General features: G+C 70.6%; 11 protein-coding genes. 5 read left to right on the top strand and 6 right to left on the bottom strand.

Translation table 11 applies throughout. The features are described from left to right. Positions 1-144: 144 nt before the first annotated feature. Together ACWDNY_RS29520 and ACWDNY_RS29515 are read right to left on the bottom strand one after the other, a co-directional pair. Positions 145-969, bottom strand: a complete 825-nt coding sequence (locus ACWDNY_RS29520) for a PaaX family transcriptional regulator (RefSeq protein ID WP_451648875.1) — start codon at positions 967-969, stop codon at positions 145-147. A 30-nt stretch (positions 970-999) separates the two neighbouring features. Further along, positions 1,000-2,607 (bottom strand): AMP-binding protein, encoded by a 1,608-nt coding sequence (locus ACWDNY_RS29515; protein ID WP_451648874.1) that lies wholly within the window; start codon positions 2,605-2,607, stop codon positions 1,000-1,002. A gap of 238 nt (positions 2,608-2,845) precedes the next feature. Here ACWDNY_RS29515 and ACWDNY_RS29510 point away from each other — a divergent pair, with 238 nt between their 5' ends. From ACWDNY_RS29510 to ACWDNY_RS29495, 4 genes are all read left to right on the top strand, one after another. After that, entirely contained in the window at positions 2,846-4,009 is a 1,164-nt protein-coding gene (locus ACWDNY_RS29510; protein ID WP_451648873.1) for an acyl-CoA dehydrogenase family protein, read from the top strand. Between the two features lie 206 nt (positions 4,010-4,215). After that, positions 4,216-4,641: a RidA family protein gene (locus ACWDNY_RS29505; RefSeq protein ID WP_451648876.1), complete on the top strand. Its 426-nt coding sequence runs from the start codon at positions 4,216-4,218 to the stop codon at positions 4,639-4,641. A gap of 225 nt (positions 4,642-4,866) precedes the next feature. Next, positions 4,867-5,271 (top strand): DUF6299 family protein, encoded by a 405-nt coding sequence (locus ACWDNY_RS29500; protein WP_451648872.1) that lies wholly within the window; start codon positions 4,867-4,869, stop codon positions 5,269-5,271. 835 nt (positions 5,272-6,106) lie between these two features. Beyond that, a complete protein-coding gene (locus tag ACWDNY_RS29495; RefSeq protein WP_451648871.1) occupies positions 6,107-8,410 on the top strand; it encodes an N-acetylmuramoyl-L-alanine amidase in 2,304 nt (767 codons plus the stop codon). 187 nt (positions 8,411-8,597) lie between these two features. Here ACWDNY_RS29495 and ACWDNY_RS29490 read toward each other — a convergent pair whose 3' ends face one another. Both ACWDNY_RS29490 and ACWDNY_RS29485 read right to left on the bottom strand, forming a co-directional pair. Then, entirely contained in the window at positions 8,598-9,023 is a 426-nt protein-coding gene (locus ACWDNY_RS29490; RefSeq protein ID WP_451648870.1) for an SRPBCC family protein, read from the bottom strand. A gap of 138 nt (positions 9,024-9,161) precedes the next feature. Beyond that, the gene (locus ACWDNY_RS29485) at positions 9,162-9,947 is read right to left on the bottom strand and encodes an SDR family oxidoreductase (RefSeq protein ID WP_451648869.1); all 786 of its coding nucleotides are present in this window, start codon (positions 9,945-9,947) and stop codon (positions 9,162-9,164) included. A gap of 875 nt (positions 9,948-10,822) precedes the next feature. Between ACWDNY_RS29485 and ACWDNY_RS29480 the strand changes: the two genes are divergently transcribed. Next, positions 10,823-11,518, top strand: a complete 696-nt coding sequence (locus tag ACWDNY_RS29480) for a type 1 glutamine amidotransferase domain-containing protein (RefSeq protein WP_451648868.1) — start codon at positions 10,823-10,825, stop codon at positions 11,516-11,518. 240 nt (positions 11,519-11,758) lie between these two features. Here the strand turns inward: ACWDNY_RS29480 and ACWDNY_RS29475 are convergent, their stop codons facing one another. Both ACWDNY_RS29475 and ACWDNY_RS29470 read right to left on the bottom strand, forming a co-directional pair. Continuing rightward, a complete protein-coding gene (locus ACWDNY_RS29475; protein ID WP_451648867.1) occupies positions 11,759-13,288 on the bottom strand; it encodes a helix-turn-helix domain-containing protein in 1,530 nt (509 codons plus the stop codon). 64 nt (positions 13,289-13,352) lie between these two features. Next, positions 13,353-13,550, bottom strand: coding sequence for a DUF4236 domain-containing protein (locus ACWDNY_RS29470; RefSeq protein WP_451648866.1), 198 nt, complete (start codon positions 13,548-13,550; stop codon positions 13,353-13,355). Between the last annotated feature and the right edge of the window lie 266 nt (positions 13,551-13,816).

The raw sequence follows: 13,816 nt of genomic DNA, 5'->3' as shown, positions 1-13,816 counted from the left end.
CCGACCGCCGACCGCCGACCGCCGACCGCCGACCGCCGACCGCCGACCGCCGACCGCCGACCGCCGACCGCCGACCGCCGACCGCCGACCGCCGACCGCCGAACCGGCCCGTGGCAGGCTGTCCGCCGAGCCGTGGGCCGGTGCTCACAGCAGGCCGACGAAGGCCGCTCCGGCGTCCCGCAGCCGCTCGTGCAGTCCCCGGAACACGGCGGCGGAGCGGGCGCCGGGCCAGCCCTCGGGCAGCAGCCGGGTGGGCAGTCCGGGGTCGGTGTAGGGCAGATGGCGCCAGGAGTCCAGGGCCAGGAGGTAGTCGCGGTACGCCTCCTCGGGCGGGGTGTCGGAGCGTCGCTCCCAGGCCCGCAGCACGCCCGCGTGCCGGTCCAGGAACGCCTCGTGCTCCTTGGCGATCCCGGCCAGGTCCCACCAGCGCGCCACCGCCTCGGCGGTCGGCGCGAACCCCAGGTGCTCACCGCGGAAGAGGTCCACGTACGCGTCCAGACCCAGCCGTTCGAGCGTGTGCCGGGCCTCCTCGTACAGGCGGGCCGGGGCCACCCACACCCCGGGCGCCGCCGTGCCGAAGCCCAGCCCGGCCAGCCGGGAGCGCAGCACGTGCCGCTTCTGCCGCTCCGACTCCGGCACGGAGAACACGGCGAGCACCCAGCCCTCGTCCGGCGGCGGCTCCGTGGCGTAGATGCGGCGGTCGCCGTCGTCCAGCAGCTGCCGCGCCTGGGGCGACAGCTCGTAGCCGGCCGCTCCGCGCGCCGTACGGGCGGGCGCCAGCAGCCCGCGCCGCTTCAGCCGGGACACCGACGAGCGCACCGAGGGCGCGTCCACCCCGACCGCGGCCAGCAGCCGGATCAGATCCGCCACGGGCACCGGCCCCGGCACGAAGCGGCCGTACGCCCCGTACAGGGTGACGATCAGGGACCTCGGGGCATGCTGCACGTGCTGCTCGGACACGTCGATCATGTTAGTTCGTCGGCATCGGTGCTGGTCACCTCAGGTGCGCAGGCGGAACCGCTGGAGCTTGCCGGTGGCCGTACGCGGCAGCGCGTCCACGAAGACGATCTCGCGCGGGCACTTGTACGGCGCCAGTTCGCCCCGCACGAAGGAGCGCAGCGCCTCCGCGTCCCGTGCCGCGCCCTCCCGCAGGACGGCGTACGCCACCACGACCCGCCCGCGGGTCTCGTCGGGCCGTCCGACGACGGCGGCCTCGACGACGTCCGGATGGCGCAGCAGCGCCTCCTCGACCTCGGGCCCCGCGACGTTGTACCCGGACGAGATGATCATGTCGTCGGCGCGGGCCACGTAGCGGAAGTGGCCGTCCGGCTCGCGGACGTAGGTGTCCCCCGTGACGTTCCAGCCGCCGCGCACGTAGTCGCGCTGCCGCGGGTCGTCGAGATACCGGCAGCCGACGGGGCCGCGCACGGCGAGCAGACCCGGCTGCCCGTCGGGCACCGGATCGCCGTGCTCGTCCTGCACGCGGGCCTCCCACCCCGGCACCGGCACCCCCGTGGTCCCGGGCCGCGCGTCCTCGTCGGCGGCGGAGATGAAGATGTGCAGCAGCTCGGTCGCGCCGATGCCGTTGATGAGGCGCAGCCCGGTGCGCTCCTGCCAGGCGTGCCAGGTGGCGGCGGGCAGGTTCTCGCCGGCGGAGACGCACCGTCGGAGCGACGAGACGTCGTGGGAGCCGAGCCCGTCGAGCATCGCGCGGTAGGCGGTGGGCGCCGTGAACAGCACGGAGACACGGTGCTCGGCTATCGCCGGCAACAACTGCCGCGGACCGGCCTGTTCCAGCAGCAGCGCGCTGGCCCCCGCGCGCAGCGGGAAGACCAGCAGTCCGCCGAGGCCGAAGGTGAAACCGAGCGGGGGACTGCCCGCGAAGACGTCGTCCGGGCGTGGCCGCAGCACGTGCCGGGAGAAGGTGTCGGCTATCGCGAGCACGTCGCGGTGGAAGTGCACGCAGCCCTTGGGGCGGCCCGTGGTGCCCGAGGTGAACGCGATCAGGGCCACGTCGTCGGCCGCGGTGTCGACGGCGGGGTAGGGGAGTCCGGGCGCCGGGCGGCCGCCGAGGTCGCCGGGTCCGTCGCCGCCGTAGGTGATGACGCGCAGCCCCGGCACCTCCGCCTTCGCCAGGTCGTCCAGGGAGCGGATGTCGCACAGGGCGTGCCTTACCCGGGCGATCGCGCAGATCGTGCGCAGTTCGTGCGGCCGCTGCTGGGCCAGCACGGTCACGGCGACGGCGCCCGCCTTGAGCACCGCGAGCCAGCAGGCGGCCAGCCACGGCGTGGTGGGGCCGCGCAGCAGCACCCGGTTGCCGGGGACGACGCCGAGGTCGCGGGTGAGGACGTGCGCGGCGTGGTCGACGCGGGCCCGCAGCTCGCCGTAGGTCCAGATCTCGCCCTTGGCCGTACGGAACGCCGGGCGCCCCGGGTCGGTGTGGGCGAGCAGTTCGTCGGCACAGTTCAGCCGGCCCGGCCGCGCCAGCCCCGGGAGGTCGAAGCGGAGTTCGGGCCACTGGTCCGGGGGTGGGAGGTGGTCGCGCGCGAAGGTGTCGACGTGGGCCGAGGCCGTCGGCCGTCCGGTGCCGTCCGTGCTGGGGTCCATGGCGGTTCGCCCCCTCGTCGTGGTGGGCTCGCCCCGGGAGCGTATCGTGTTAGTGACGGCAGTCAATGGTGCGCGATATCGTCGCTCAGGTGGCCCCGCCCGGGCCGCCGCGCTGTGTGGGCCGCCCCGCGCGGCGGTGCGGCGCGGGTGGCCCGCGACGCGCGCCGCGGAGTTCGCGACGGGCTCAGGCGGGCCTACGACGGGCTCGCGACGAGCCCAGGGGAGAGAGGACCCGGCCGTGCCCGCATTCCAGCTCGACCCGCGACAGTCCGCCTGGTGCGCCGAACTGCGCGCCCTGGCCGCCGACCGGCTGCGCCCGCTCGCGGAGAAGGGCGAGCCGGGTCGCGTCAACCGTCCGCTCGTCGCCGAACTCGGACGACTCGGCCTGCTGCGGGGGCTGTTCACCTCCGGCGCCCTCGACCTGTGCCTGATGCGGGAGTCCCTCGCCCAGGCCTGCACCGAGGCCGAGACCGCCCTCGCCCTGCAAGGGCTCGGTGCCCACCCCGTCCACGCCCACGGCACCCCCGCCCAGCGGGAGCGCTGGCTGCCGGGCGTCAGCGGAGGGACGACCGTCGCCGCCTTCGCGCTCAGCGAGCCGGGGGCGGGATCGGACGCGGCGGCACTGGCGCTCGCCGCCCGGCCCGACGGTCCCGGCCGCTGGCGGCTCACCGGCGAGAAGTGCTGGATCTCCAACGCTCCCGAGGCCGACGTCTACACCGTCTTCGCGCGCACCGGGCCCGGCGCCGGCGCCCGCGGTGTCACCGCGTTCCTGGTGCCCGCCGGCAGCCCCGGCCTCACCGGGGCCGCGCTCGACATGCTCTCGCCGCACCCCATCGGCAGCCTCGCCTTCGACGGCGTCCCCGTCACCGCGGACGACGTCCTCGGCGAGGTCGGCCGCGGCTTCCGCGTCGCCATGGGCACCCTCAACCTCTTCCGGCCCAGCGTCGGCGCCTTCGCCGTCGGCATGGCGCAGGCCGCGCTCGAGGCGACCCTCGCCCACACCGCCCGACGGGACGCCTTCGGCGGCACGCTGGGCGACCTCCAGGTGGTCGCCCACCGGGTCGCCGAGATGGCGCTGCGCACCGAGGCGGCCCGTCTGATGGTGCACGCGGCGGCGTCGGCGTACGACGCCGGCGCCCCGGACGTCCCCCGGCGCTCCGCCATGGCGAAACTGCTCGCCACCGAGACCGCGCAGTACGTCGTCGACGCCGCCGTCCAGTTGCACGGCGCCCGCGCCCTGCGCCGCGGCCACCTGCTCGAGCACCTCTACCGCGAGGTGCGCGCCCCACGGATCTACGAGGGGGCGAGCGAGGTGCAACGGGACATCATCGCCAAGGACTTGTACAGGGACCTGCGTGGCGGGCCACGCGACGAACCGGACGTCACGGTGGAGTCCCGGTGACCGCCGGACGCGGCGCAGGCGGCCCCGTGACCGGTGGAAACGGCGCCGCGGGCCCCGTGACCGGCGGACGCGACGGCGGAGGCCACACGACCGGCGAACGCGACCGTGGCGGCACTGTCACCACTGGACACGACCGTGAGGTCCCCCTGACCACTGGCCGCGACCGTGGAGGCACCGTGACCGCCGGAGGCGACCGCGAAGTTCCCGTGCCCACCGAAGGCGGCGAGACCGGCGGCCGTGCCGTACGCGTCAACCCGCCCGGCCTGTGCCCGCCGAGGGGTTTCTCGCACGCCGTTGTCGCCACCGGCTCCCGCGTGGTGTTCCTGGCGGGCCAGACCGCGCTCGACGCGGACGGCGAGGTGACCGGTGACACCCTGCCCGAGCAGTTCGAACGGGCCCTCGGCAACCTCCTCGCCGCCCTGCGCGCGGCGGGCGGCACCCCCGCGGACCTCGCCCGCGTCACCGTCTACGCCACCGACGTCGCCGCCTACCGCGCCCACGCTCCCGAACTCGGCCGCCTCTGGCGCCGGCTGGCCGGGCGCGACTACCCGGCGATGGCGGTCGTGCAGGTCGTACGCCTGTGGGACGAGCAGGCGATGGTGGAGCTCGACGGATGCGCGGTGCTGCCCTGACGCCTGTTGCCGCGAGCGGCCGTGGGCGGGCCCGGATGTGACGGACCGGCACGGGCCACCGGCAGGGATTGGGCCGGCCGGACGCGAACCGTTCCGCGGACGGCGCAGCGGACCGGCCGCCGACGGGGTGAAGGAGGCCGGTCCCACCGACCGATGTCCGATATGTATAGGTCATCCCGTTCATCGTTCTGGAGGTCTCCCACGCCTGTACGTCTAGCTCTCGGAGTGCTCGGCGCGGCCACCACCGCGGTCCTGCTCGCCGCGCCGGCCTCACCGGCGAGCGCGGACACGTCCGAGATGGTGACCCCCCACCGGCAGCGTCGGCCCCGACGGCACCGTCGTCCTGTCCGGGTCGTACCGCTGCGCCGGCGCCGAGGGACCGCGGTCTTCGTCGGCTTCGCCGTGCGCCAGGGCGCGGCGCCCGGCAGTGAGTGCGTGGGCGGCACCCGGGTCGTGTGCGACGGCGTCGAGCGCCGCTGGATCACCAGCGGCAGGCTCTCGTCGGTCCCGGCGCGGCCCGGTACCGTCCGGGTGCAGGCGACGCTGATGGAACTGCGCCCGCAGGGCGGTCTTCCGCTGCCCTACGTCCACACGGTGCGGGCTCAGGACGTCACCCTCTACGGGTCCTGAGCCGCGAGATCCACGGGTTCCGGCCGCGACTCCTCCCGCACGGCCCGAGCAGGCCGGGCACACCGGCGGACAGGACACGGCAGACCGGCGTCGAGCCGGCACCGGCCGGACGCCGGACCGCCCGAGCCGGCCCGCCCATGACGAACCAGCGGGGTCGTGCCAAGCGCGGCGGCGACAGGAAGGGCTGCTCTGCGCACAAGTACGCCATGTTTGTGAAGATCCTCTGGTGATCTCCAGGAGCGGTAAGGGGTTGCAAGATCTTGTAAGCGGCACCTAAAGTCCTGCCTTGCCGCACCAAAGGTGGTCAGCAGCCAGGCAGGGAACGCGGTTCCGGCGTGCACTGCGTCGCTCACCGAGGCGCCGCTCACCGTCTCCGGCCAGCCAAGGGCGTCCTGTCATCGACCGCACCATCCTCGCCGCGGCGCCGCACGATCGGGTGCTCAGGCGTCTCCCGAAACTCCCCGTCAAGCATGAGTGCCTGTGCTCATGGCTGAGCGCGCCCTCCAGGCCATTGTGAAGATCGCCAACCTGGACGACACGAAGGAACGCCGATGCCGAACCCGCCCCGTCGCCTGGGTGCACCCCTTGTGCTCTCCGCCGGAACGATCCTGGCCGGTCTGTTCAACGCGCCGTAATCATCGGCCGGTTCGCATGCAACCGGAGAGCGCGCGGGCAGCGCCAAGGCGCCTGAGCGGGCGTCCCGTCCATCGCCGGATGGCGCGAGCGCCGCATCAGGCACAAAGATCTCTATGGAGACAACTTCGTAAGTACCCACCGAACCGGCGAACTTGTGGATACTACGCAGTCTGACCGAGTGGAAGGCAGTGCAACTGGCATGAGAAAGCGTCGTTGGTGGGGGGCAAGTGCGGTCGTCGTTGCGGCGGTCGTGAGCGGGACGCTGGTGGTGCAGGGTGTCAACGGCGCATCCGACGACGGCGGGAACGGCGACAGGAGGAACAGGCCGGTACGCGATCAGGTGCGGTCGGCCGCGTTGGCGGTGAGCGGCGACAAGAGGACCGCGTCGCTCGCCCAACGGGACACGGAACGCTTCAGCTTGGTGGGTATCACTTGGCAGAAGCCTGAAGCCGGCCTGGTCGGCAAGGTCGAGGTGCGGACCCGGGCAGTGTCGTCCGGGAAGTGGTCGGGATGGTTGTCCCTCGACAGTGACAGTGGCGCGGGGGAGCGCGGCGCGTCCCGGGGCGGTACCGAGCCGGCGTGGGTCGGGCTCTCCGACGGCGTCGAGGCGCGGGTCGCCGGCAAGGTCACCTCGAAGCTGCCGCAGGGGCTTCGCCTCGACATGATCACGCCCGGCGGCACCGCGAGTGCCGGGAGCGACGCCGAGCCCATCGCTTTCGCTGTGGCCGGTCCTGACGGAACCGAGGAGCCCACCGCTTCCGAATCTCCGACCTCCGACCCGACCGGCGTACCCCCCACCGAGCGCGAGACGCCCGATCCGATCGCCACCGAGCCCTCACCCACGGACTCCGAGTCCGCGCCGGAGTCGCCGTCCGCATCTCCCTCGGCCTCGGAAAGCACGACACCCAGTGAGTCGGCCACGGCGTCCCCCTCCGACTCGCCCTCAGCGTCCGTCCCCATTGCGCCACCCTCCACGGCTCCCCGGCCGCCGATCACTCCCCGATCGGGATGGGGCGCGGACGAGTCGATGAGCCCGGAGCAACCGACGTACATCAGGGACAAGATCAAGGCGGTGGTCGTTCACCACACGGCCTCGACCAACGACTACACCTGCGCCGAGACGCCCTCGATCATCAACGCGATCTACACCTACGACGTGACCACGCTGGGCTGGCGGGACATCGGCTACAACTTCCTGATCGACAAGTGCGGGACGGTCTACGAGGGCCGCAAGGGTGGAGTCGACCTTCCGGTTGTCGGCTCCCACGCCTACGGCTTCAACTCACAGACCACGGGCATAGCGGTCATCGGCACCTACACCGACAGTGCACCCCCGGCGGACGCGATGACCTCGGTGGCCAGGGTCGCCGCCTGGAAGCTGGGTCAGTACGGCGTCACCCCGGACGCGGACATCACGCTCACCACCGCCCTGAGCGGTCAGAACCTCGCCGGCAAGAGCTGGGAGCCAGGCGAACAGATGACCTTCCCGGCGATCCACGGTCACCGCGACGGCTACAACACCCTCTGCCCGGGGGACGCCTTCTACTCCAGCCTCGGCACCATCAGGACCCTGGCCGCAGGTCCCGTCACCGGCCTCACACTCGGCACAGTCACCGGCACCAGCACGGTCGGTACGACCCCCTACACCAACGGCCCCCTGACAGTGGCCTGGTCCGCCACGACCCCGCCGGCACTCATCTCCTCGTACTCCATCCTCGTCGACGGCAAGACGGCCGCCACGCTCGCCGGCACGGCCACCTCTGCCAAGCTCACTCTCGCTCCGGGCACCCACCAGGTGCAGGTCGAGGCCGTCCACCAGTCCGGCCGGACGGTCACCAGCCCCGCGCGGACTGTGGTCGCCGAGACCACTGCACCGACCTTCACCACCAAGCCGAACCTCTCCCTGCGCACAGGCACAGTGGACACTGCGGCCGTACCCCTCACCCTGGGCTGGAAGGCGACCGACAACGTCTCCTTGAAAGAAGTCCGTCTGACCGCACCGCTCGCACCGCTCGCAAAGACATACGGCCCGACGGTGACCAGCGCGGCCCTCACCGCCAAGTCCGCTGTTGCCACGGCATGGTCACTGCGGGCGTACGACACGGTGGGGAACTCCGCCACCGCCTCGGTCTCCGGAAAGCCGGTGATCCTCCAGGAAACCTCGGCCGCGAAGACCGGGACCTGGACTGCCAAGTCGTCCACCAGCTACCTCGGCGGGAAATCCCTCACCAGCAGCAGCAAGAACGCCTCCCTGACCTGGACGTTCACCGGCCGCTCGGTCTCCTGGGCGGTCTCCCGAGCCGCAACCTCCGGACAAGCGGACATCTACGTGGACGGCAAAAGGCTCACCACAGTTGACCTCAAGTCCGCAACGACCGTGTACCGCAACGCGATCTGGTCCACGACCTGGTCCACCAGCGCGAAGCACACCCTCAAGATCGTAGTGAGGGCGACCTCGGGCAGGCCCGCCGTCACCACCGACGGGATCGTCTACCTCACGTAGACCCCAGCGCACCTCGGCACCAAGGCCGCAGATCTCCGCCCCTGTACGTCGGGACCGGTGGGTTGATGTGGATGTCCTCCAGCGGCAGCACGAACACCAGACCGAAAGCGAAGGTGGTTCTCCGTACGTCGTCGGGACCGTCAAAGCTGCCGCGTCCCGGAGTGCTCCAGCACGCTCCCCTCTCCGTTCAAGGCTGCTGTTCGAGGACCTCGTGCAGGGCGTCCAGGCCCTCGCGGTAGATGTCCGTGAAGAGCGCCACGACTTCGTCGTCGCCGGCTCCCTCGGGGACGAAGCGTCCGGACCACTGGACCTCGGCGACATCGCCGTCACCGGTCACCGCGTGCACCCGCAGCGTCGAGAGGTAGTCGACGACGGGGAAGGGTGCCTGCACGATGGTGTAGCTGTAGAACCGCTTGGTGTCGTCGAACTCCACCAGGCGCTCGACGATGACGTCACCGTCCGGGTTCTTCAGCCGCCGCACCCGGCCGCCCTCGGCGAAGGTGCTCTCGGGGATGTACGGCAGCCAGTCGGGAAGGGACCCGAATCCGCCGATCAGCCGCCACACGCGGTCGGGGGAAGCCGGCATGAGCCGACTCACTGACGTCGATGCCATGGTGTTCCTCCAGATCGTTCCGGTCGTCCGTGCCGTGCGGACCGTCGGGAACGGACTCGGACGCACTCGAGCGACGGGCCGGTCGCGGACGGGCCACCGGTTGCGACGCATGAGCCTTGCGGGCCGCGTACGGGCGGTTCAGCTCGGCTGCGCGGTGGGCATGATGGTGACCTGCTGCAGGTTGACGCGCGAGGGAAGAGCGGCCAGGTAGCGGACGACATCGGCGATGTCCTCCGGGATGAGCCACTCCATGCCGCTCTCCTTGGAGTCGGCGAGCCACTGCAGCGAGCCTTCGTCGGTCACGTGGCTCTGCAGTTCGGTGCCGACGATCCCGGGTTCCAGAGCGGACACGCGTACGTTCTTGGGTCCGAGTTCGACGCGCAGATGCCGCGACAGGTGGGTGACGAACGCCTTGGTGCCCGAGTACACCGCGAAGTTCGGGAAGATACTCTGGGCGGCGACCGAGGACATGTTGACGAGATCGGCGACGCCGCCCTTCTGGGCAGCTCTGACGAGCTGAGGCGTGAAGGCGCCGATGACGTTCATCAGCCCGGTGATATTGAGGTCGATCTGCTGCTGCCACTGGTCGGCCGCACGCTCCTCGATGGGAGCGGGAAGCATGACGCCCGCGTTGTTGACGAGCAGGTCGGCGTCGCCGAAATCGTCGGCCACGCGGTCCGCGGCCGACTGGACGGCGGCGGCGTCGGTCACGTCCACCGCGATCGCCAGAGCGCGCCCACCCCTCCTCCCGATGCGGTCGACGAGACTGTCGAGCCGCTCGGCACGGCGTGCGAGGACCGCGACGTGAGCGCCCGTTGCCGCCAGACGTTCGGCGGTGGCCTGGCCGATTCCGCTGGAAGCTCCGGTGACGACCGCAACCCGGCCGTTCAAGGACTGGTCGCTCATGGCGGGTTGAGTGTTCATAGGACACCTTCCGGCATGCAGGAGAGATTCAGCGGCGCACGGAACGCGCGACCTCGGGCCGGAAAATATTCCGGCGCGTCCACGCTTCCGTATCGGGCACCTGGGCGCGTCTTTCCGGCGCAGCCTCAAAGATACTTCAGAAGCGGATTCGGCACCTGCGGACAGGTGACGGGCCAATACCGTTTCCTCCCGGGTGAGTTGGCAGGCGCCGAGCACGCCTATTCATGGGGTCACGGCCGGTGACGCCCTGTCCGGCACGGCGACGGTCCGGTCTTCGGCGGAGTCACCGGAGTTTCCGTCCTGGTAGATGCCGATTACTCCGTCCAGAAACAGGAAGAAATCAAAACCCGACGTTCCGCTATTGTAGAGGATCGGCCCCCGCAATCAATGTGTCGGCGCTTCCGTATTCACGGACCCCGCTCACCTGGTTCTCGGAAAGCATCGGAAAGGCATCCTCCTCCATGCTGACCCCAACAGAACCGTCATCGCTCGTCATGTCATCCGTCTCCCGGGCAGGTCGGTGTACCGGGGTGCCCCGGCTTCCTACGCCCCCAGTGTGCTCCCGCACGGGGAGACGCGGCATCCGGGGCACGAAATCGGAGGCACCGCCCCCCGTAATCGCCGTGCATTCGGAATTCCATACCGACTGCATGGTGGACATCGGCACCCGCGCTCGATCTCGCCGCCATGTTTCACTTGTATGAACACGCCAGATCATTGGACGACAGCGCCTCGTTCGCCACACCTGGATGGCGGCCTCATAGTGCGAGTTGCTCCCGTTCTCCTGCCGCGTTAGCTTGAGTGGGACTGCCTGAAGCCGTCACCTGACGACTCGTCACTCACGCTCACGCCTGCACATAATGAGGAGAAGATTCGTGGCTGATGTTCTTTTCGTGCTGACTGGTGCGAGCTACTGGACACTGCGGGACGGTCACCGCCACCCGACCGGTTATTGGGCCGAGGAGTTCGTGGCCCCTTACAGCGCGTTCACGAGGGCCGGACACAAGGTCACTGTCGCGACGCCGGGAGGGGTCGTCCCCGTCGTGGACACGATGAGCCTGCGACCGAGCATGACCGGCGGGGAGGAGAACTCCCTGGAGCTGGAATCCGCCATCGAGGCGGCCGAGGAACTGCGTCATCCGCTGCGCCTCGACCAGGTCGGCATCGACGACTTCGACGCGGTGTACTACCCCGGTGGACACGGGCCGATGGAGGATCTCTCCTCCGACGCCGACTCCGCCCGGCTGCTGCGCGAGACCCTGGCGTCGGGAAAGCCTCTGGGCATCGTCTGCCACGCTCCGGCGGCGCTCCTCGCCACACGTGACGAGAACGGGACCACGCCCTTCGCCGGTTACCGTGTGGCCGGGTTCAGCAACGAGGAGGAAGCCGGTGTCGGTTTCGCCGACAGGGCCAAGTGGCTGCTCGAGGACGAGCTGAAGAAGCTGCCCACCGAGTACTCGCGGGGCCCGGTGTGGGAGCCGTACACGGTGGTGGACCGCACTCTCTACACGGGTCAGAATCCCGCGTCGTCCGGACCGCTGGCCGAAGAAATGCTCAAGGTTCTCACCTGAGGGTTGCAGTTCTGGAATTCCTCACGATCACGGCGCCGGAAATAGTCCCTTTCCTCAATCGGGACGCGCTGGACGTGGCACTCGGATTCCCAAAAAATCATTCCTGCTCCAAGGGCTGTCCCGCAATCCCCGGCGGGCGCACGACGACAGCTACGGCCCTCGCCGCGTTGTCGGATCGCCCGAATACGCCCACTATGAGGACGACCACAGCCCTTGGAGAGGGGCACAACACCGCGCCGCTCAGATGTCCCGGAACGTCTCGATCTGCGCCCCGACCGAGTTCAGGCGCTCGGCCAGGTCCTCGTAGCCGCGGTTGATGACGTACACGTTCCGCAGCACCGACGTGCCCTCCGCCGCCATCATCGCCAGCAGGACGACCACGGCGGGACGCAGCGCCGGCGGGCACATCATCTCGGCGGCGCGCCAGCGGGTCGGGCCCTCGACCAGTACCCGGTGCGGGTCCAGCAACTGCAGGCGGCCGCCGAGGCGGTTGAGGTCCGTCAGGTAGATCGCGCGGTTGTCGTAGACCCAGTCGTGGATCAGCGTCTTGCCCTGCGCGGAGGCCGCGATGGCCGCGAAGAACGGGACGTTGTCGATGTTGAGGCCCGGGAACGGCATCGGGTGGATCTTGTCGATCGGCGCCTCCAGCTTGGAGGGCCGGACGGTGAGGTCCACCAGCCGGGTGCGGCCGTTGTCCGCGTGGTACTCGGCGCCGCGGTCGTGGTCGAGGCCCATCTCCTCCAGGACCGCGAGCTCGATCTCCAGGAACTCGATGGGCACCCGGCGCACCGTCAGCTCCGACTCGGTGACGACGGCGGCGGCCAGCAGGCTCATCGCCTCGACCGGGTCCTCGGACGGCGAGTAGTCGACGTCCACGTCGATGTCCGGCACGCCGTGCACGGTGAGGGTGGTGGTGCCGATGCCCTCGACCCGTACGCCGAGGGCCTCCAGGAAGAAGCAGAGGTCCTGGACCATGTAGTTGGAGGAGGCGTTGCGGATGACGGTGACGCCGTCGTGGCGGGCGGCCGCCAGCAGCGCGTTCTCGGTCACGGTGTCGCCGCGCTCGGTCAGCACGATCGGACGGGCCGGACGGACGGAGCGGTCCACCTGGGCGTGGTACTGGCCCTCGGTGGCCGCCACCTCCAGGCCGAACCGGCGCAGCGCGATCATGTGCGGCTCGATCGTCCGCGTCCCCAGGTCGCAGCCGCCCGCGTACGGCAGCTTGAAGCGGTCCAGGCGGTGCAGCAGCGGCCCGAGGAACATGATGATGGAGCGGGTGCGGACGGCGGCGTCGGCGTCGATGGCGTCCAGGTCGAGGTCGGCCGGCGGCACGATCTCCAGGTCGGTGCCGTCGTTGATCCAGCGGGTGCGGACGCCGATCGAGCCCAGCACCTCCAGGAGCCGGTAGACCTCCTCGATCCGCGCGACCCGGCGCAGCACTGTGCGCCCCTTGTTGAGCAGTGAGGCGCACAGCAGGGCCACGCAGGCGTTCTTGCTGGTTTTCACGTCGATGGCGCCGGACAGCCGACGGCCGCCGACCACGCGCAGGTGCATCGGACCGGCGTAGCCGAGAGACACGATCTCGCTGTCCAGCGCCTCACCGATCCGAGCGATCATCTCAAGACTGATGTTCTGGTTGCCGCGCTCGATGCGGTTGACGGCGCTCTGACTGGTGCCGAGCGCCTCGGCGAGCTGCGCCTGTGTCCAGCCCCGGTGCTGCCGGGCGTCACGGATGAGCCTGCCGATGCGTACGAGGTAGTCGTCTGCCATGAGGCTGAGGCTATCTCAGATATGAGATGGCGCCTCTCGGGGGGTCCATTCGGGTGACATGCTGTCAGCGGCGTTTGGCGGTGTGGGTGCGGCGCCACCCGAAAGGCCCGGGCAAATCCATCGATGTCGTGCGACGTCCCGTGCTGCTGTGCGTGTGCCGCGGTCCGTTCTTCCCGCCGGTGGTGATGGACCAGGAGTGCTTGTTGATGTTCAGCCGCACCCCCGGAAGGATGCGGAAGCTCTTGCGGAACGTGAGTGGCATGCGGTGCCTCCTTCGTTCGTCCGGGCCGGTCGGGCCCTGCGGTTTTCTTGCGGATACCCCGACTCGGCGTACTGATGGGCGAACTCCGCGGCCGGTTCCCGTCGGTGGGGCCGGCCGTATGGGGCCGCTGGGCCGATCGGGTGACCCACCCGTCCCCGACCGCGTGGCCCGGCGCGCCCCCCGGGGGGGGGCCGGGCCCGCGGGGCCTAGGGCGAGCTCACCTCTGTACAACCATCACCCAAGTTATTGTGTAGTTTTGGGGGGTG

Source organism: Streptomyces sp. NPDC003697 (assembly GCF_053587115.1).
The sequence above is the reverse complement of the archived record's forward strand: the minus strand, read 5'-3'. Positions and strand labels throughout refer to the sequence as shown.